Annotated in this window: 19 protein-coding genes; 6 read left to right on the top strand and 13 right to left on the bottom strand. The window is 36.5% G+C overall.

What is annotated here, in order from left to right:
• Positions 1-591 precede the first annotated feature (591 nt).
• Positions 592-1,236 carry an alpha/beta family hydrolase gene (locus ACE1TG_RS17730; RefSeq protein WP_375053737.1) on the bottom strand — a complete coding sequence of 215 codons (645 nt, stop codon included), beginning with the start codon at positions 1,234-1,236 and terminating at the stop codon, positions 592-594.
• A 391-nt stretch (positions 1,237-1,627) separates the two neighbouring features.
• Between ACE1TG_RS17730 and ACE1TG_RS17725 the strand changes: the two genes are divergently transcribed.
• Positions 1,628-2,809, top strand: coding sequence for an FtsW/RodA/SpoVE family cell cycle protein (locus ACE1TG_RS17725; RefSeq protein ID WP_375053736.1), 1,182 nt, complete (start codon positions 1,628-1,630; stop codon positions 2,807-2,809).
• Positions 2,809-3,549, top strand: a complete 741-nt coding sequence (gene prpE / locus ACE1TG_RS17720; RefSeq protein WP_375053735.1) for a bis(5'-nucleosyl)-tetraphosphatase PrpE — start codon at positions 2,809-2,811, stop codon at positions 3,547-3,549. The genes ACE1TG_RS17725 and prpE overlap by 1 nt, the downstream gene beginning before the upstream one ends.
• On the opposite strand, the gene ACE1TG_RS17715 is transcribed toward prpE, so the two are convergent.
• From ACE1TG_RS17715 to yjbM, 3 genes are read right to left on the bottom strand one after another with little or no spacing between them, the layout of a single operon-like run.
• The gene (locus ACE1TG_RS17715) at positions 3,537-4,418 is read right to left on the bottom strand and encodes an RluA family pseudouridine synthase (protein ID WP_375053741.1); all 882 of its coding nucleotides are present in this window, start codon (positions 4,416-4,418) and stop codon (positions 3,537-3,539) included. The genes prpE and ACE1TG_RS17715 overlap by 13 nt on opposite strands.
• Positions 4,419-4,451: 33 nt before the next feature.
• Positions 4,452-5,261 (bottom strand): NAD kinase, encoded by an 810-nt coding sequence (locus tag ACE1TG_RS17710; RefSeq protein WP_375053734.1) that lies wholly within the window; start codon positions 5,259-5,261, stop codon positions 4,452-4,454.
• 14 nt (positions 5,262-5,275) lie between these two features.
• A complete protein-coding gene (gene yjbM / locus ACE1TG_RS17705; RefSeq protein WP_375053733.1) occupies positions 5,276-5,884 on the bottom strand; it encodes a GTP diphosphokinase in 609 nt (202 codons plus the stop codon).
• A gap of 198 nt (positions 5,885-6,082) precedes the next feature.
• On the opposite strand from yjbM, the gene ACE1TG_RS17700 reads away from it, so the two are divergent.
• The 4 genes from ACE1TG_RS17700 (at position 6,083) to ACE1TG_RS17685 (ending at position 8,743) form a co-directional block, all read left to right on the top strand.
• The gene (locus ACE1TG_RS17700; RefSeq protein WP_375053732.1) at positions 6,083-6,679 is read left to right on the top strand and encodes a CYTH domain-containing protein; all 597 of its coding nucleotides are present in this window, start codon (positions 6,083-6,085) and stop codon (positions 6,677-6,679) included.
• Between the two features lie 70 nt (positions 6,680-6,749).
• Entirely contained in the window at positions 6,750-7,127 is a 378-nt protein-coding gene (locus tag ACE1TG_RS17695; protein ID WP_375053731.1) for a globin domain-containing protein, read from the top strand.
• Positions 7,128-7,147: 20 nt separating this feature from the next.
• On the top strand, positions 7,148-8,044 hold the full coding sequence (locus ACE1TG_RS17690) for a ClpXP adapter SpxH family protein (protein ID WP_375053730.1): 897 nt from the start codon (positions 7,148-7,150) through the stop codon (positions 8,042-8,044).
• A gap of 516 nt (positions 8,045-8,560) precedes the next feature.
• Positions 8,561-8,743: a hypothetical protein gene (locus tag ACE1TG_RS17685; RefSeq protein ID WP_209478880.1), complete on the top strand. Its 183-nt coding sequence runs from the start codon at positions 8,561-8,563 to the stop codon at positions 8,741-8,743.
• A gap of 135 nt (positions 8,744-8,878) precedes the next feature.
• Here the strand turns inward: ACE1TG_RS17685 and pepF are convergent, their stop codons facing one another.
• From pepF to ACE1TG_RS17640, 9 genes are all read right to left on the bottom strand, one after another.
• On the bottom strand, positions 8,879-10,690 hold the full coding sequence (gene pepF / locus ACE1TG_RS17680; protein ID WP_375053729.1) for an oligoendopeptidase F: 1,812 nt from the start codon (positions 10,688-10,690) through the stop codon (positions 8,879-8,881).
• A 91-nt stretch (positions 10,691-10,781) separates the two neighbouring features.
• Entirely contained in the window at positions 10,782-11,963 is a 1,182-nt protein-coding gene (locus ACE1TG_RS17675) for a competence protein CoiA (protein ID WP_375053728.1), read from the bottom strand.
• A 219-nt stretch (positions 11,964-12,182) separates the two neighbouring features.
• Entirely contained in the window at positions 12,183-12,890 is a 708-nt protein-coding gene (mecA, locus tag ACE1TG_RS17670) for an adaptor protein MecA (RefSeq protein ID WP_375053727.1), read from the bottom strand.
• A 316-nt stretch (positions 12,891-13,206) separates the two neighbouring features.
• The gene (gene spxA, locus ACE1TG_RS17665; RefSeq protein WP_092493689.1) at positions 13,207-13,602 is read right to left on the bottom strand and encodes a transcriptional regulator SpxA; all 396 of its coding nucleotides are present in this window, start codon (positions 13,600-13,602) and stop codon (positions 13,207-13,209) included.
• Positions 13,603-13,940: 338 nt separating this feature from the next.
• The gene (locus ACE1TG_RS17660) at positions 13,941-14,528 is read right to left on the bottom strand and encodes a GNAT family N-acetyltransferase (protein WP_375053726.1); all 588 of its coding nucleotides are present in this window, start codon (positions 14,526-14,528) and stop codon (positions 13,941-13,943) included.
• A 279-nt stretch (positions 14,529-14,807) separates the two neighbouring features.
• Positions 14,808-16,034, bottom strand: a complete 1,227-nt coding sequence (locus tag ACE1TG_RS17655) for a putative glycoside hydrolase (RefSeq protein WP_375053725.1) — start codon at positions 16,032-16,034, stop codon at positions 14,808-14,810.
• A gap of 316 nt (positions 16,035-16,350) precedes the next feature.
• Complete coding sequence (locus tag ACE1TG_RS17650) at positions 16,351-17,289, bottom strand: cation diffusion facilitator family transporter (RefSeq protein ID WP_375053724.1); 939 nt, start codon at positions 17,287-17,289, stop codon at positions 16,351-16,353.
• Between the two features lie 51 nt (positions 17,290-17,340).
• Positions 17,341-17,670: an ArsR/SmtB family transcription factor gene (locus ACE1TG_RS17645; protein WP_375053723.1), complete on the bottom strand. Its 330-nt coding sequence runs from the start codon at positions 17,668-17,670 to the stop codon at positions 17,341-17,343.
• A gap of 172 nt (positions 17,671-17,842) precedes the next feature.
• Positions 17,843-18,178, bottom strand: a complete 336-nt coding sequence (locus tag ACE1TG_RS17640; RefSeq protein ID WP_375053722.1) for a hypothetical protein — start codon at positions 18,176-18,178, stop codon at positions 17,843-17,845.
• Positions 18,179-18,204: the final 26 nt, after the last annotated feature.

Here is an 18,204-nt window from a genome sequence, read left to right as displayed (position 1 = left end):
TGTAAGCTTTTTGACTCCCCAATCAAGAAAATATGAAGAGAAGGAGTCAAAAGGTAATAAAGATAAACATTTACTTAAAACAGATTGATTTGTTATACTAGTGTTATCCATAAGAAATCTCCTTTATGTAGAATTACGGATAACGTTGGTTGCGGATATCCTTCTACATTAGGAGATTTTTTTTATTTCGTCCAGTAATTATTTGGAAATTCATTTGAAAATGGATACCAGTTACAGGAAATATTTAACCTGTGGATACATTTGCAAGGCTAGTGAATGAGGATCCGGTTTACTGTTTTGGCGGATCCTCATTCCGTTATTTGTTAAAAAAACCTCGTTTGAAGCATGGGTTCGGATCCTCGTTCCGCTATTTGTCATTTCTGCCTCAAATTTGGCTGTTTTTCTGTTATTAACGGAACGAGGATCCGTCTCACCCGTCCAAGAGCACCTTTTCTGCTATTTAACGGAATGAGGATTCACTTCGACTGATTGTCGGATCCTCATTCCAAGTTTTAATACTTTATTCCCTTATTGAGAATAGGTAGAAACTCACCAATACCTTATTAAACTCTTGCAATCATAACCTAACCACTATGTTACAAAGTCTTTTAACTTTGTCATTATGTTATTTAATACTGAAATTGATGTAGAGGTATCAAATTGCTCAATATCTAATGAATGGTTTGCATTAGCAATTTCTATAATTTTGAAGTTATTTTTTTGAGAAAGTGTGATAATCTTCTCTGGAATGTAGTGGGCATCTTCATTTCCAATAATTAGAAGTGTTTTATTTTTACTCTCTAATAATCTTTTATAATATAAAACGTGTTGTAATAATGGGGTGAGGATAATCATTTTTGCATTCAAATAGTTACGATCATTGGCAAACTTAGAAGTAATCGGAATAGTACCAAGTGACTTACCTAAGAAGATTGTCTCATCATATTCCCCTCTTTCAATCACTTCGGTAACCACAGGGGTTACATCTGCAACAATCAGGTTTGCCAACTCATCTTTCGGTAGATTTAATTCACTTTTATAGTATGAATAATGGATATGCACGACATCAAAATTATTTTCAAGCATTACCATTGTTGAATAATAAAATAATGGTTTATCATATGTGTAACCTGCACCAGAAAACATAAAGCAAACAACTTGTGAATTATTTTGAATATGGGTGTACTGAATAACTTTATTCTCTTGTGTTTCTATTGTCTTTTTTTCTACTTTCATCGGTTCTCCCCCCAAACTATATTTTACGCATTTTAACACTCGTTATTTAAACTTATCTTGTTAAACTATCCCGACCGTTAATATCTGTATTTATTTTAACACAAGTGCGATAGCACGAGGAGTCTCAATCCATGCCCACGGAAAGCGTCCGTATGTAGTGGACATCAAATTGCCTAGCACATTTACAATTCATTTGGATTTACTACTTCATCCATAAAATATGAAATTGTTTCAGTTATGAAAGTATAAAAACCTTCATACAGCATAAATGCAACTATAACATTCTATTAGAAACAAGCTTTTTGAAATGAGGACTTAATTTATTTATCATTTTCGTGTAAAATTATTAAAGAAACATACAAGATTTACACAGAGAGCATGGTTTAAATATATGAAAAATCTTAATATTGATTATACATTAGTGTTTATACTAATCCTTTTAGGGTTAGTAAGTCTATTTAGTTTATATACAATCGTACCGAGTTTACCCGAAAAGTATGACGGTTCCAACTTTCTGCTTAAACAAGCATTATGGTTCGTCACAGGTGGAATCGTAATTTTTATAATTATGCTTATTGATTATGATCGTTTTCACCAGATAACATGGATTTTATATGGTCTTGGCCTAACTTCACTATTCATGCTTTTTATTGGTTTTCCAGCTGGAATCGTTCATGAAGCGAATGGGGCTGTCAGCTGGTTTAAATTCCCTGTAATAGGAACAATCCAGCCTGGGGAGTTTATGAAGATTATCCTTATTATGACGCTTGCTCATGTAATGGTTCGTCATAACAATAAATATCTGGATAAGACGATTAAAAGCGATTTGGGTCTGCTTGCAAAAATACTTCTAATAGCCGCACCCCCAATGGCTTTATTAGCTGTACAGCCGGATTTGGGCGGGTTGTTAGTGCTGATAGCGATAACTGGCTTTATGATCCTCGTGTCAGGTATTAAGTGGCGAATTCTTTTTTCCATTGCTTTTATCGTCATCGATATCGTCCTGCTGGCCATAGCCGCGTGGTATTTATTTCCTGGTCCAATTGCTGACTTTCTGGAAGAATCCGTATTTGATCACGTATCAAGCAGATTCTATGGCTGGTTAAACCCGCAGCAGAATTATGATGCAGGCTACCAGCTTATACTGGCTATGATGGCAATTGGGTCAGGTAAGTTATTTGGTAAAGGTATTGGTGATATGGAAGTATATGTACCAGAGCGCCATACCGATATGATTTTCACGGCAATCTCAGAGCAATTTGGCTTTGTCGGTGCAAGTATTGTTGTCATGTTGTTTTTCTTATTGGTTTACCGTCTGATTCACATCGCATTGTTAAGTAATGACACGTATGGCAGCTATCTTGTAACAGGAATGATTGGTATGTTTGCCTATCAGATTTTCCAGAATATTGGAATGTCCATTCAGCTGCTGCCTATCACGGGACTTCCTCTTCCATTTATAAGTTACGGTGGCAGTTCAACAATTACCTATATGCTGGCGATCGGTATTGTTCTTAATGTCCATTCGAGAACGAAAGAATATATGTTTAGTGAGGCAAGGTGGAAAGAATAATGAGTATTGATGTTATCGGTGATGTACATGGATGTATGGAGGAGCTTCAAGAGCTCTTTCATGCATTAGGTTACAAATACGAACAACATATCTTTGTACACCCCGATGGCAGAATCCCAGTATTCTTAGGGGACATTACCGATCGGGGCCCGCATTCTATAGGGTTAATTAAACTGGTATATGACATGGTTATCGTACACAAGAAAGCCCATTACGTTCCTGGCAACCATTGCAATAAATTATATCGTTATTTTTTAGGAAATAATGTCAATCAGCGTTATGGCCTGGAAACAACAGTATCGGAATATACATCATTGCCCAAAGCTGAACAGCACGCGGTCAAACAACAGTTTTTCAAGTTATACGAAAATGCTCCACTATATCTGACGTTACCGGAAGTAAATGCAATTGTGGCTCATGCCGGAATTAAAGAAGCATATATAGGACGAACAGATAAACGGGTAAAAACCTTTGTGCTTTATGGTGATATTACGGGAGAGTTTGATGAAGACGGCCGTCCGATCAGACGTGATTGGGCCTTGAATTACCACGGAACTAGCTGGATTGTCTATGGTCATACACCGATAAAACAGCCACGTATCATTAATAATACGATTAATATTGATACTGGATGTGTGTTTGGAAATTCGTTGACTGCTTTTCGGTTACCAGAGGAAGAAACTGTTTCTGTACCATCAAAGCAGCCATTAATTGAGGAAAAGTTCCATTACTTTGAGTAAAACAAATCAGCCATATCATGAGCTGTTGGTATCGTGAAATGCATCCATTCTTTTGTTAAAGGATGTATAAAGGAAAGCTTATAACAATGCAGTGCCTGACGATTAATCGCATCATTGGAAGCACCATACAGGTCATCCCCTGCTATCGGATAGCCTGAATCTGAAAAATGCACACGTATTTGATGCGTCCTCCCTGTCTCCAAGTGAACATCCAGTAATGAATGGGTTGCGGACTCTTCCACAACATTATAATGCGTAACAGCAGGCTTACCTGTTGCTGCTACTGTTCGTTCAATAATGGAACCATCTTTGCGTCCAATTGGGGCATCGATGGTTCCTTTTTTATGCTTTAAATGACCTTCTACTATTGCATGGTATCGTCGGTTTACCTTGCCTGCCTTCTGTGATGCTGCCAAAATGGAGTGACTGTAACGGTGTTTAGCGATGAGCATTAACCCTGAGGTGTCTCTGTCAAGTCGTGTTACAATGTGAACTGTATATGGTATATCGTGATTTTCGTAATAGAATAGTATCCCATTCGCAATCGTTCCAGAAGGATGAATGCTGGATGGTATTGTCGCAATGTTTGCCTGCTTATTAATAATTAATACATCCTCATCCTCATAAACGATCGAAAGTGGCATTTCTTCAGGTATCATGAAAGGACCCTTTTTCTCTTTTGGAAATGTTACAGAAAGCTCATCACCAACCGCTAATTGGTAGCGCACTGTTTTGGGAGACCCATTTATACAGATTCCCCCACCTTCATGAACGATAGCTTTAATGACGTTTCTGGAAAAAGCTTGTACCCGCTGTAGATATTCCCTAATAATCATTCCTTGATGTTCATTTTCAATTATCCACTTCAACACGCTTCACCTGCCACACATTTTACCTTATTACTAAAATTCCTTATCATCATCTGAAACAAATGAATCACGTACCCTGTCCCAGAATGGGAATGGTCTAAACCTTGCAAATCTGACTCGCTCTTTTGCCACACGGCATTGAATTGATTTTACATTTGTATAATTTTGCGTAAAGTGATCTATCGTAATTAAAAAACTGCGATCCACAACAGGTTTCAAAAGGCATGTATGGTGTTTCGGCAAAATTAATGGTGAGCCAATCGTACGGAAAACACGATTGTTAATCGAAGCCATTTCGGTAAGCTGAATTGCCTCAAGAGATGGGTGGATGATTCCGCCGCCTAATGCCTTATTATACGCTGTACTGCCTGAAGGTGTTGAAATACAAAGGCCATCACCACGGAATGTTTCAAAGTGATCGCCTTTTATTTCCACATCAAACACAACTGACCCTTCTGCTGTTTTTATTGTTGCTTCATTTAAAGCGAGAAAACGGTCCTCTTTTCCTCCATCTTGACCACGAATAATCACTTCCAATAATGGATATTCGACAACCTGAAAAGGAGTTTTGGCGATTTCAATGATCAACTTTTCAACCTCATCCGGCACCCAATCCGCATAGAAACCTAAATGTCCAGTATGTACTCCAATAAATGCAGTGGAATCAATGCAGTTCACATAGCTGTGAAAAGCCTCGAGAAAGGTGCCATCACCACCAACCGAAATGACTAACCCAGGATCATCCTCATCATATTCCAAATCAAAATCAGTTAAGTATTGTCTCATGGTAGCTTTAATTTTGTTTGATCTTTCGTCGCCTTTTGATACTATCGCAAATTTCACAGTCAGCTCTCTCCTTACTTTCGATGGAATATACGTTGTGCTTCTTGCACCTCATTTTTAATAATCGACATTTCTTCATCCAATTTGAATGCTGCTTCTGACGCTCGCTGCAGTCTTGATTTAATATCTTTCGGAATGCTTCCTTTATACTTGTAGTTTAATGAATGTTCATTTGTCGCCCAGAAATTCATGGCTAATGTGCGAATCTGAATTTCAGCTAAAACCATCTTAACGCCATGTATCGTTTCAACTGGATACTCAATAATCATATGATATGATCTGTAGCCACTTTCCTTTTTTCTTGATACATAATCTTTTTCCTCAATAATCGTTAAATCTTTACGTGATTTAATCATATTAACAATTGTATAAATATCATCAACAAACTGGCAAACAACTCGAACACCTGCAATATCCTGCAGTTCCTGTTCAACCCGTTCCAGTGGTATATCTCTGCTATCAGCTTTCTCTAAAATACTGGGTACTGGTTTTACCCTGCCTGTTATAAACTCAATTGGCGAATGTCTTGATTCATGTTCAAATTGTGCACGAATTCCTTTCAGTTTTACTTTCAATTCTTCCACTGCTTGTGAATAAGGGGCAAGTATTACATCCCAATTCATCCTCACACCACCCTATATCATCTTTTCCCCCATTTTATCATACTATATGAAAATGGATAATCTTTGCATATTTGTATATCATTCGCCATAATAAACAAAAGTGAAAGGGACAGGTTAACTTTAATATTTAATTACAACCACCTGCCAACCTTTTTATTTTTTTAAACTTCTATTAATAATCATAACGGAGGTTTCTAATTGGCTCAGGAAATTGAAATTGAATATAAAAATTTATTGACAAAAGACGAATTTGAACGCGTCTTATATAGTTTGCCTTTCCCAAATGATGCCCAAACACAAACAAATCATTATTTTGAAACAGCTGACTTTACGCTTAAGAAAAATGGCTGTGCATTAAGGATCAGGGAAAAAAATAACACATTTACACTAACTTTAAAAGAACCAAATGACACTGGTTTGCTTGAAACACATGATACATTAACAATACAGGAAGCTAACCAATGGATAAACGAAGATTACATTGCAAAAAAATACACATCAATGCAATTGGAAAATAAAGGAATTAATCTAGATGATTTAAAATACTTTGGAAGTTTGACAACCAAACGGCGTGAGCTGAATTATCAGGGCGTGTTATTGGTGCTTGACTACAGTACATATGGTGACACATCTGACTATGAATTGGAATTAGAAGCTGCTTCCGAAGAACTTGGCATAAAAATGATGCAGGATACATTGGATAAATTTAACATAAAGCGACGTCATACACCTAATAAGATACAACGATTCTTCTCCTCCAAGTTAAATAACGACAGCAATTATTCTGTAGAATAAATCAGATTAGTTGCTCTTAAATTTTTACGTTGCTACAATTAACACAAACAGAGTAGGAGAGAATAACTGTATGACCAAACCTGGAACAATGTTCGAAGCGATTGGCGGCTTTGATTCAATTGATAAAATAGTGACAAATTTTTATAAACGAGTGGGCAACCATCCAAAGCTGATTCCAATTTTTCCAGAAGATTTAACGGAAACTGCCCGAAAACAAAGAATGTTTTTAACACAGTTTTTCGGCGGTCCAAGATTATATTCCGAAGAACGTGGTCATCCGATGTTACGCAGACGTCATTTACCTTTTGAAATCACGCCTGAACGAAAAGACGCTTGGTTGGAATGTATGAATGCAGCACTGGAAGAAGCAGAAATTGAGGAGCCATACAAGACAGCTATATTTGAAAAACTGACCATGACAGCACACCATATGATGAATACCCCGTAATAACAGAAAGGAGAATCGATGTGAGTTGGAGTCAATCTGGGCTAATGAGCTCAAAAAGTACAAACACATCGGCAAAGTATAGCTACTTCGATTTTGTAAAAAAACCAATTGAAATTTATGTTTTTGTAGACCCGCTCTGTCCGGAGTGCTGGTCGCTGGAACCTTATCTAAAGAAGTTATCTATAGAATATGGACGATTTTTCACGATACGCCCAATTATCAGCGGGCATTTAAATACACTTAATAAAGATAAATTTGATAAACCAAAACGATTACGAGATATCTGGGAAAAAACAGCTAATCGCACAGGTATGAGTTGTGATGGTGATTTATGGATTGAGAATCCTGTTTCGTCTCCATGGATTGCATCACTTGCCATAAAAGCAGCAGAACTGCAAGGAAAAAAAGCAGGTCGAATTTTTTTGCGGAAGATACAGGAGAATGTTTTTCTAAAAAAGCAGAATATCTCAGATGAAGCAGTATTGATAGAATGTGCGAAACAATCAAACCTTGATATTGAGGAATTTAAAGATGACCTATATTCGACGTCTTCTAAGAAGGCATTTCAGTGTGATTTGAAGCTGACAAAGGAAATGGAAGTAGATTATATCCCGACAATTGTGTTCTTTAATCAGGTTTCTGAAGAAGAAGGAATTAAAATTTCCGGACTTTATCCATATGATATTTATGTTCAGGTACTGAAACAGATTCTTCAGAAGGATCCTGTACCTTCAAGCAAACCACCATTGGAAGACTTCCTCAAGAATTATGGTGTTGTCGGTAATAAAGAAATTTCGGTAGTATATGACTGGACAACAGCTAAAACAGAAAAAGAGATGAAGAAGTTGCTGTTAAAGCGATCAGTAGAAATGATCCCCGTGAAATACGGAACATTCTGGAGATATAATGATAAATAATACGCAAAGCATCGTGTTGTGCTTTGTGTATTTTTTTGGCTGATTTTAAGGGCTCTCTAAATATTGGTGAACATCTCCCGTTTTTTTTACGACTAACTTTTTCACTTACGCGCCGTATATTTTGGAAGACCTTTTAGCTGGGCATAGATGAAAAGTCTAGTAAATGTCAGTACATCTAGCTTTTTAACATATTTTCAATCGCGGCGTGGTCAATCATTTTTGAAAAACTTTCGAATTTAATGGATAATTTCATATATAATAAAAAAGGATATACGGGGCAGCGTATATCCTAAATAGATCTCCGACCTTTTATTATAAACAAAGGGGGGGATGGGAGAAAGTTTCATAATCAAACAAAAGGGGTTTTTGTTTGTGATTCATCTCACATTTATAATATTATCAACAGTAGTGTTTTTTTTCAATTGCAGGTGAACCTTTTCACAAAAATGTCACACTTCTAATTCAATTTTCTGTCACATATGATTTACAAACAGATTAATGATTGGAGTGGATATCATGCAGGATCTCCTCCCGCTTATCTTTTTAATCACAACGGTTATTGTCATTTTCTTAAATATTCTCGGTCTCATGCAGTTGATACCACTATTTATTACGTTACCGATGTTATTTATTTCAATTTATCTAACCATTTATACGTTTACACATCGAAATGTTTACCGTGGAGGAATGCGAGGATAATATTAGAAAACTAGGCTTATCGCAAAGCCCTAATATAGATAAGACTTAGTTGCCACTTATGCAGTAAGAAAGGTTTTATACTTTCTTGACTGCTAATAAGGCCGTCACCACAAGCAACGGTGACAGCCTTTTTTCTTATCCTAACAACAGTTCTTCCATTTCATTAAGCTTTTCTTCAAACACATCAAGTGCTGCCAATATCGGCTCTTTCGATGTCATGTCTACGCCTGCTTTCTTCAGTACCTCAATCGGGTAATCACTGCTTCCCGCTTTCAGGAAGTCAAGATAACGATCTACAGCTCCCTCTTCCCCATTTAGAATTTGCGTGGAGAGTGCAGTAGCTGCTGAGTAACCGGTCGCATACTGATAGACATAATAATTCATATAAAAATGTGGAATTCTCGCCCATTCCAAACCAATTTCCTCGTCAGAAACAACGTCATCCCCAAAGTATTTTTTGTTCAGATTATAGTAAATTTCCGTCAGTTTCTCAGCAGTTAGGGCCTCACCCTCTTGCATGCGTCTATGAATATCATGCTCGAATTCAGCAAACATTGTTTGACGGAAAACAGTCCCGCGAAATCCTTCCAAAAAGTGATTTAGCAGATAAAGTTTTTGTTTCTTGTCGTCCACATGGTTTAACATATAATCATTGAGCAATGCTTCATTACATGTTGACGCAACTTCTGCTACGAAAATGGAATAGTTTCCGTAACGAAATGGCTGCGACTCATGTGTGTAATAGCTGTGTAATGAATGTCCAAGCTCATGTGCTAAAGTAAATAAATCATTCACTTTCCCCTGCCAATTAAGCAATACGTATGGATTTGTGCCATATGCACCTGACGAATATGCTCCGCTTCGTTTTCCTTTATTCTCTTCAACGTCAATCCAGCGATTCTCAAAGCCTTCTTTCACTTTACTCACATAATCCTCACCAAGGGGGGCAAAACTGTCAATTACATATTCCTGTGCTTTTTCATAAGGAATCGTCATATCAACATTTTTTACAAGTGGTGTATACATATCATACATGTGTAATTCGTCGAGTCCGAGTACTTTCTTGCGTAATTCGGCGTAACGGTGCAGCAATGGCAATTTATCATTAACTGCTTCAACTAGATTATCATATACCTGCTCAGGAATATTATTGCCGTCCAAAGCTGCGTGCCGCGCGGAATCATAATGACGTACCTTTGCATTAAAATTATCTGTCTTAACCGTACCAGTTAATGTAGCGGAAAATGTATTTTTAAACTTGCCATACGTTTCGTACATTGCTTTAAATGCAGCTTCACGTACACTGCGATCTTTAGATTCTAAAAATCCAATATAACGTCCATGGGTCAAATCAATCTCTTCCCCATCTTCATTTTTAATTGTAGGGAAAGTTAAATCTGCATTATTAAGCATGCCAAAGGTATTCTCAGCGCTGGACATTGGCTCTGATGCTTCTGCCAATAAAGCCTCTTCTTTTTCACTTAGTACATGTGGGCGCTGACGTGAAATCTCATCGAGCGTTTTTTCATATAACTTTAATTCTTCCTTTTCTTTCATAAAGCTTTGCAGCTTTTCTTCGTCTGTAGACAGGATTTCCGGAACAATATAACTCATGGAACTTGATGCAATTGTCAGCAGATTCTCAGCCTTTGAATTCATCTCCTGATATTTGGAGTTGGTTGTATCCTGATCAGATCGCATATGTGCATATGTAAATAGCTTGCCAAGTCGTTCTGACAGTTGATCCTGCAGTTTTAGTACGTCATACAAATTTTGTGCAGACTCCGTTATTTTACCTTGAAATTTTTCTATTGATGGGATGTCATTCTTCAGCGATTGCAATTCTTTCTCCCATGCGTCATCCGTTTTAAAAATATCCTCAAGCTTCCACGTTTTTTCTTCTGGTATTTCACTTCTTTTTGGTAATTCCTTTGTAGCCTTTGCCACTATGGTTTCCTCCTTTGTCCTCTTTCCTTACTATTTCTAGATAAAATGAAAAAAATCCTTCATTTAATTAGTATAACGAAATAATTGGTAATCATGCCCGTATTTTGTTTGCGATAAGCAAATTTAATAGCTTTTCATCGCCAGCCAGGGCATCCTCAATATTTTTATAAAATTTTATAGAACTTTTTTTGGCAAAATAATTGGGAGAAACCTGTTGGATTACATCTAACTGTTCCAGTAATTGAAGGTATTGATGAATCGGATTAACCGTTTGCTTAATTAAGGGGAATGCTTTCGGATGATGGATATGACGACGAAGGAAATGCTGACACGATTTAAGTGAAATATGACTTTCGATTGGGAGTGGATCGATGATTTCAAGACAAAGCCTGCTTTGCCAGTCCCATGGTGGTGTTTTCATCATAAATTGTGAACTAATTGGCAAGTGGATTACTGATGGGAGGAACTCCTTGTATGTCTGTTTGAGATAAAGCCATTGGTACCAATTCAACTCCCGACCATATAAGCGGTTTTTCGCCTTTAACCGAAATGAACGTTTTTCCCGCTTCCAGAATTGCAGCAAATCATTTTTAGAAAAAAATTGGGCTTTAAATAAATCTTTAAATGTCATTTGATTTAATTTTTCCGTATAAAATTTGCCGATTGCCGTTTGTGTTTTTGAAAAGTATATATCCTGAAATGTAATGAACTGAAGGCTGTTGGGACAAAAGAAGAATAGCATGAGTGGTAATGCGGTAGAGAATTGGTGAATAAATTGAAGCAGGAACTGATCAATTTTTAAGTAACTCCGATTGCTTTGTGTCAGGCGGTTTGAACCGAGGATCCAAATTGGTGTTATACCTGCGCTAAGATATCCTTCATTACGCTCACAGATTTGCTTTACCGGAATCCGTGCACATTGATACTCGATTGCTACGAGTTTATTGTTTATGGTAATTAAAATATCTGGCCGCTGCTTAATATCAGGTAAATATGCCTCCAGCTGGACAGTAAGCTGTTGATGCTTTAGCCATTGGTATAATAACAGTTTCCCCTTTTCATGATACGGTCCTTCCCCGCCCTCACTCGAAGGACAATTGCTTTTGGAACGATGAGCAAAATGCGGAATCATTAACGTACCAGCTTTCATAATTACTGGCTCATTACAGGTTGGACAGGTAAATTCCTCCCGTTCTTTTAGTAATGAAATTTCTTTCTTAGTTAAGGCTGCTAGCGTAACAAAACTTCCATATTTAGTTTTAGCCTGAAGCATTAAATCTACACCTCCATCTTTACCTATTCGACGGAGAGTGACAAAATCCTTTAATTAAAAATAGGCGCTTTCGTAAATTTTGTTATTTTTCAAGATGTTACTACACGTTAATGGATTAGAAAACTTGGCTTATCGTCAATTCCTACTATAGATAAACTTTAGTTGCACTTATGCAGTAAGAAAGGATTTACACTTAACTGCCAAAAAAAAGACACTCTATTAAGAGCGTCCAATGGTAGCTGGAAAATGGGAACGTACTTGTTCAAACGTATTATCTGAAAATATTTGTTTCCCGTATTCTTCCAGAAAATGAATGGTTACTTCCGTGTCATTCGCAAATTCAAATACCTGACTGATCATGTCTTCTTGCTGATCATCTTTAACTTCCTCATCTTGTGGAAATTCTAAATACAGATAATATTTATCGTTGTAATGGAAGAGAGTATCTTCTATTTTATCTGTGTTATCTTGGAAATAATGACTTAACTGAATAACATCTTCAAAATCATTAAACATTACATTTAGCGACAGATTTCCATCTTCGTCCTCTTCTTTTTTGGATTTGGAGGATTTTTCATCATTATCACCAAACTTGTCTTCCAGCATATCCTCAATTTTATCATCCACTGAAATATCGATTGTCTTACCATTCTCAGTTGGAAGCTCGATATTCTCACCATTTTTGGATACCTTTGCTTTCGTTACAACAATTTCAAGACCCTTATCCAAGGCTTGCACCTGAATCCATAACGGGCCTTCGACATTAAAATCTTCTTTATAATTAACTTCGTCCATCATTTGCCAGAAAAGTTGTTCACTGCGTTCACGATTATACCAGATTTCTTCACGTTCAAATCCGCGGTCTTCTATATCGATATATGAAATATAGAATTTTACGGTATTCTCATTTATACGCTCTATTTCCATCTTATTTCTCTCCCTTCTATTAGAAAAAGCTTGACTTCACGGTCAATAGTAATGGTGGAAGAGACTACTTCACCTTTAATATTAATTTTATTATTCGTGTTCCCTTTATTACACGTTATTAACCATTCTTTAATCTATATTATTATTGTATGACATCTTATACAAATTGAAAATTCATATGCCTATAAATTAATAATTAATTTCATATTTTAACCTATTCCGCTCGATTTGTCACTAGCTTTTAATAAAAAAAACGCAGACCTCTAACTTCAGGATCTGCGTTTTTGTTAGTGAATGTTATACATCGACAAGCATCTTAGTTTACTAATCGCTGAGCTTCACGTAATTGGAAAGTCCTAACCGTTCTTGGGAGGAACCTGCGAATCTCATCTTCGTTATACCCAACTTGCAAACGTTTCTCATCAAGAATAATTGGCCGACGTAACAATCCAGGATTTTTCTGAATTAGATTAAATAGATCTTTCATCGGAAGCTGATCAATATTGACGTCTAATTTTTGGAAGACTTTTGATCGTGTTGATATAATCTCGTCTGTACCATCTTCCGTCATACGTAATATTTCCTTTATCTCATCCAGCGATAATGGTTCAGAAAATATATTACGTTCTGTGAACGGGATATCATGTTCTTCTAACCATGCTTTTGCTTTTCTGCAAGATGTACAACTTGGTGAGGTATAAAGTGTTACCATGAAACTTCACTCCTCAATCTAAAAGTGTGTATGGTCATTTCATAAACATTTGAATAACTTATTAGATTAAAATAAGTTTAAATAACCTATATGTATAATTATACTACATTTGTCAAACAAAAGGTAGGGGATTTCCCAGAAAATCTGTAGTATTAATAAATGTTCATGAAATGTTCTCATTTAGTTTTAACTTACCCTAAACTATTTTTAATTAAACCTTTTAATTGAAAAAAACTGAGAAAACTTGGCTGATCGTATAAGGATTTTAAAAAAGCGTAATCTAAAATCCCTTACTGCTGAAAAAAATAGCCTCTTGCTGTCAAGAGGCTAATACCTGTTTATGCTTTTTCTTTTAGATTTTCAAATATATTATCAGACCCACGTGCTTCATTGTAGCTAAGTACTTCATCAACCGGCTGATAAGCTTGACCATATATTTCTTCGTCTTTATACGTATGAATATCTTCGTACATTTTTTTCATTTTTTCATAAATCACTTCTTCAGAATCGTCAGTTGGAGACCAATACAGGATTTCCATAGGAGTATCCTCATTTGTAGCTAATGAGCGGCGATTGTAACCGATGGATTGCGCGTGGGAAAAACCTTCCCGCTTATAAAAATGAAGTCTCTTGGCTGTATCTGTGTCATCGTAATCAACTGGCTCCACTTCCAGAATAATTGGCTTATCTTTAACTTTAAGCTTTTCTATCAGCTTATGTCCAGTTCCTTTACCTCTTGAATTTGCTGAGACCCATACATAATCAATAAATAAAAATGAATTAAACTCAGCATACATTAAGACGTGATCGTCACTCTCATCTTTATAGTATACATCGCCTTTTTCCTTTAAAAGCATATCCATATGCTCTTTGGACTTCATTTCCTCAATCGGGAAATATTTGTTTAATTTTTGATACCAATTCATAGATCTACTCCTTAATCTTTAGTAGTCTTTTACATTATAACGAATGAGCCTGCCTTTGTTAAATCGATTTTGATAGGGAATACGGCTTATGAATTACAAATATAGGGTAATATCATAACTTATCTTCTACAGAGTCCATTATCCTTTTATTTTTTAGAGATAGCCAGTTATTTCCACAAATTCGATTTTGAAGCTTATTATACGTAAAAAAACCGGGCTCTATACGTTAAAAGAGCCCGGTTTTTTTACGATTATCACCTATGGTTTTGTGCTTTTTTCTTAATCGAGCGGTGTATAGTCAACATTATCAGTGTAAGTATTTCCTGCATTCCAAATTAAAAATTCATTAATTCCATTTTCTTGCAATGCCGTTATTTGTGCTTCAACTTCGGCTTTTCCGTATTGTTTAGTAGCACCACTATATAGCCACGGAGCTTCAAAATCCTGAATCCATGGTCTGGAGGTTGGTGGTTCTTCCAATTTCCCCAACACTTTACTCTCAACTTTGGCATATTCCGTCACCAATTTATATGGTTCTTTATCTGGAAAAGGAATATCAAAATAAGACGTCCAATGACTTGGATAAATCATAGATGAGATAACATCCACGTTCTTTGAAATCTTTGTAAAGTTCTGTCCAATACCTGGTGCTTCTGGAATTGTTGCAGTATAACCAAATATATCTACTGCGACATCTACATCATAATATTCCAGTTCTTCCTTTGCATATGAAACAAAGTCAGTTACTGCCTTCACACGACGTTTAACATTGCTCATTTTATCATCTTTATAATCCCCTAGGCTATAATTCAACTCACTATCGTAATTTTCAAATCCCTCCGGAAAACGGACATAATCAAATTGAATTTCCTGAAAACCAAGCTCTGCTGCTTTCTTGGCAATTTCTAGGTTGTATTCCCATACTTCTTTTTGAAATGGATTAACAAAAGCTTCCCCTTTATTATTGGTCCAGACTTTTCCATTTTTTGTAAAGGATAATTCCGGACGTTTATTGGCTAACACAGAATCTTTAAAAACAACTACTCTCGCAATTGGATAAATCCCTTTTTCTTCGAGGACTTTAATCAGCTTTCTCGGGTCATCAATATAATTAATGCCGATATCCTCATATGGTGAGCCTTCTTTCGGCTTAAATGTTAAATTACCATGATCCTCTTTTATATCAATTACCATTGCATTCAAATCTGACTTTTCTACTAGATTACTAAGCTTTTCAAATCTGCTTCCTCCAGCAGATGGTCCTGTAACATAAATACCCCGAACAGCATCCGGATATTCAAAGTCAACCCCAGCATCATAGGTAAAACGCTGTAATTTTTTGCTCGTGTCAATTGGGGTGATGCTTGTCTGTCGTTCCATATGTAGACTGGCTTTATAGATTTCCTCGCCGCTGCTTGTATGTAAAGTCATTGGAATTGCAATACCAAGTAGGAGAATAATACTTATTGTTGCTATTATCATGATGCTTTTTTTCTTTTTCTCCATTTTCTATCAATCTCCCATTCCCATTTTAATTATATTATAACGGATAAAGAGATAATTTAGAATATGATATTTCAAAATTTGTCGAAAAAAATCATACAATTTCGCTTGTAATTTATAAGTAAATGGTGTATGTATCTTTGCTCTTTTATTCATCTTCAAGATAATTCTTTACTAAAGTTTACGATATGAAACAGATGAATAGAACCAATTTAGAAAACCAAAAATGTTATGCCGTATATCAAAGAAAAAATGGCTTATTTTCTCAAGCCATTTTTCCGTATAACATCTGTTATTCAAGTAAATTCAGGTAGAACAATCAATGGTCATGCTGGTGAACTGCTTGTTCGTGATCATTCTGGCACATCAGTGAATCTTCATGTGGATGTTCATTATTTTCCATTTGTATCGTTACATGTCCCACGCCTTTATGTTCCAGGACGTGCTCAATTGATCGTAGTAGTTTTTGACTTTCATGAACAGATAAGTTTCCATCTACAACTGCGTGACAAGAGAGTGCATTTTGACCACTCGTTATACTCCACACGTGGAGATCATGTATGCTTTTTATACCTTCAGCGTTTTCCATCGTATTTATTATGTCATCTAAATCTACGTTCTTTGGTGTTCCTTCCATTAACACGTGAATAGCATCTTTTGTAACTCGCCATCCACTAATCAGCACTAAAACTGCAACGATAACACTTGCTAGTGGATCGGCCCATCCCCAATTGAAAAATATAATGAGTAGTGCAGCAGCAATTGCGCCGACGGAACCCAATAAGTCACCTAACACATGAAGAAAAGCAGCGCGTAAATTTAAATTTTCTTCTGTATCGCCGCGCAGTAATATCCATGCCACAAAAATATTAACCAACAGGCCAATAGAAGCGACAATTAACATTCCAGTCGTTGCAACTTCGGGTGGTTCTGTAAATCTTTTATAAGCCTCGTAGAATATATAAATTGAAATAAGTATGAGTGTGACTCCATTAAATACCGCTGCTAATATTTCGAATCGCTTGTATCCATATGTTTTACTGTAGTTAGCTACTTTTTCCCCGAATTTGAAGGCTAAAAGCCCCACCCCTAGTGATACGGAATCGCTTAACATATGACCTGCATCCGATAATAATGCAAGACTATTGGTAAGGAAACCTCCGATAGCTTCAATAATCATATAGGCCGTTATTACTGAAAAACTGATCATTAAGGCTTTTTTGTTTGCACCATGTGAATGGTCATGATCGTGCCCCATTTTTGTAATACCTCCTATGCAACACTTCGTTAATTTAGATATGCTATTTTATTAATGATGGCAAGCGTGATCCAACGTTTGCTTTAATATATTCATCACATGTTCATCGTCATGAGAGTAATATAGTGTCGTACCCTCTCTGCGGTATTTAACTAATCTTAAATTTTTCAGGAAACGCAATTGATGTGAAACAGTTGACTGCCTCAGGTGCAGCGTTTCTGCAATCTCATTTACGGAGTATTCTTTGTAAAAAAGTAAATGAAGAATTCGAATCCTTGTTGGATCCCCTAATGCCTTGAAAGTCTGAGATACTACAAACAATGTTTCTTCATCCAGGTCTTTCCTTATTTCGTTTTCTTCAGCTTCTTTATTATCTTCCATTATATTTCCCTCGCCTTCCGTTTCAATTCAGTTGCATGTATATGTGTATATTAGTATATGTTCATATTATACTTTTAATACAAGCTCGATGTCAATCAGAGAGGGAGTGGATTAAGCCCATTGTTAAACCTGGATTTAACACCTCTTTTGCGCAATCATCTCTTTCTCCCTTCTATCGATTCCACACTTCTTTCTGTTGATTCCGTACCTTCTTCTGCCGATTCAGCACCTTCTTCTGTTGATTCAGCACTTCTTTCTGTCGATTCAGCACCTTCTTCTGTTGATTCAGCACTTCTTTCTGTTGATTCAGCACCTTCTTCTGTTGATTCAGCACTTCTTTCTGTCGATTCAGCACCTTCTTCTGTTGATTCAGCACCTTCTTCTGTTGATTCAGCACCTTCTTCTGTTGATTCAGCACCTTCTTCTGTTGATTCAGCACTTCTTTCTGTTGATTCAGCACTTCCATGAGGAACCTTTCGCTAGAATCAACGCCTCTTCTGGCTCTCATCCCTCCGTAATCAGGAGGGCACTCCG

Origin of the sequence: Virgibacillus sp. JSM 102003, from assembly GCF_041949995.1 — a bacterium.
Classification (GTDB): domain Bacteria; phylum Bacillota; class Bacilli; order Bacillales; family Amphibacillaceae; genus Lentibacillus.
This window is presented reverse-complemented; position numbering and strand designations above follow the sequence as displayed.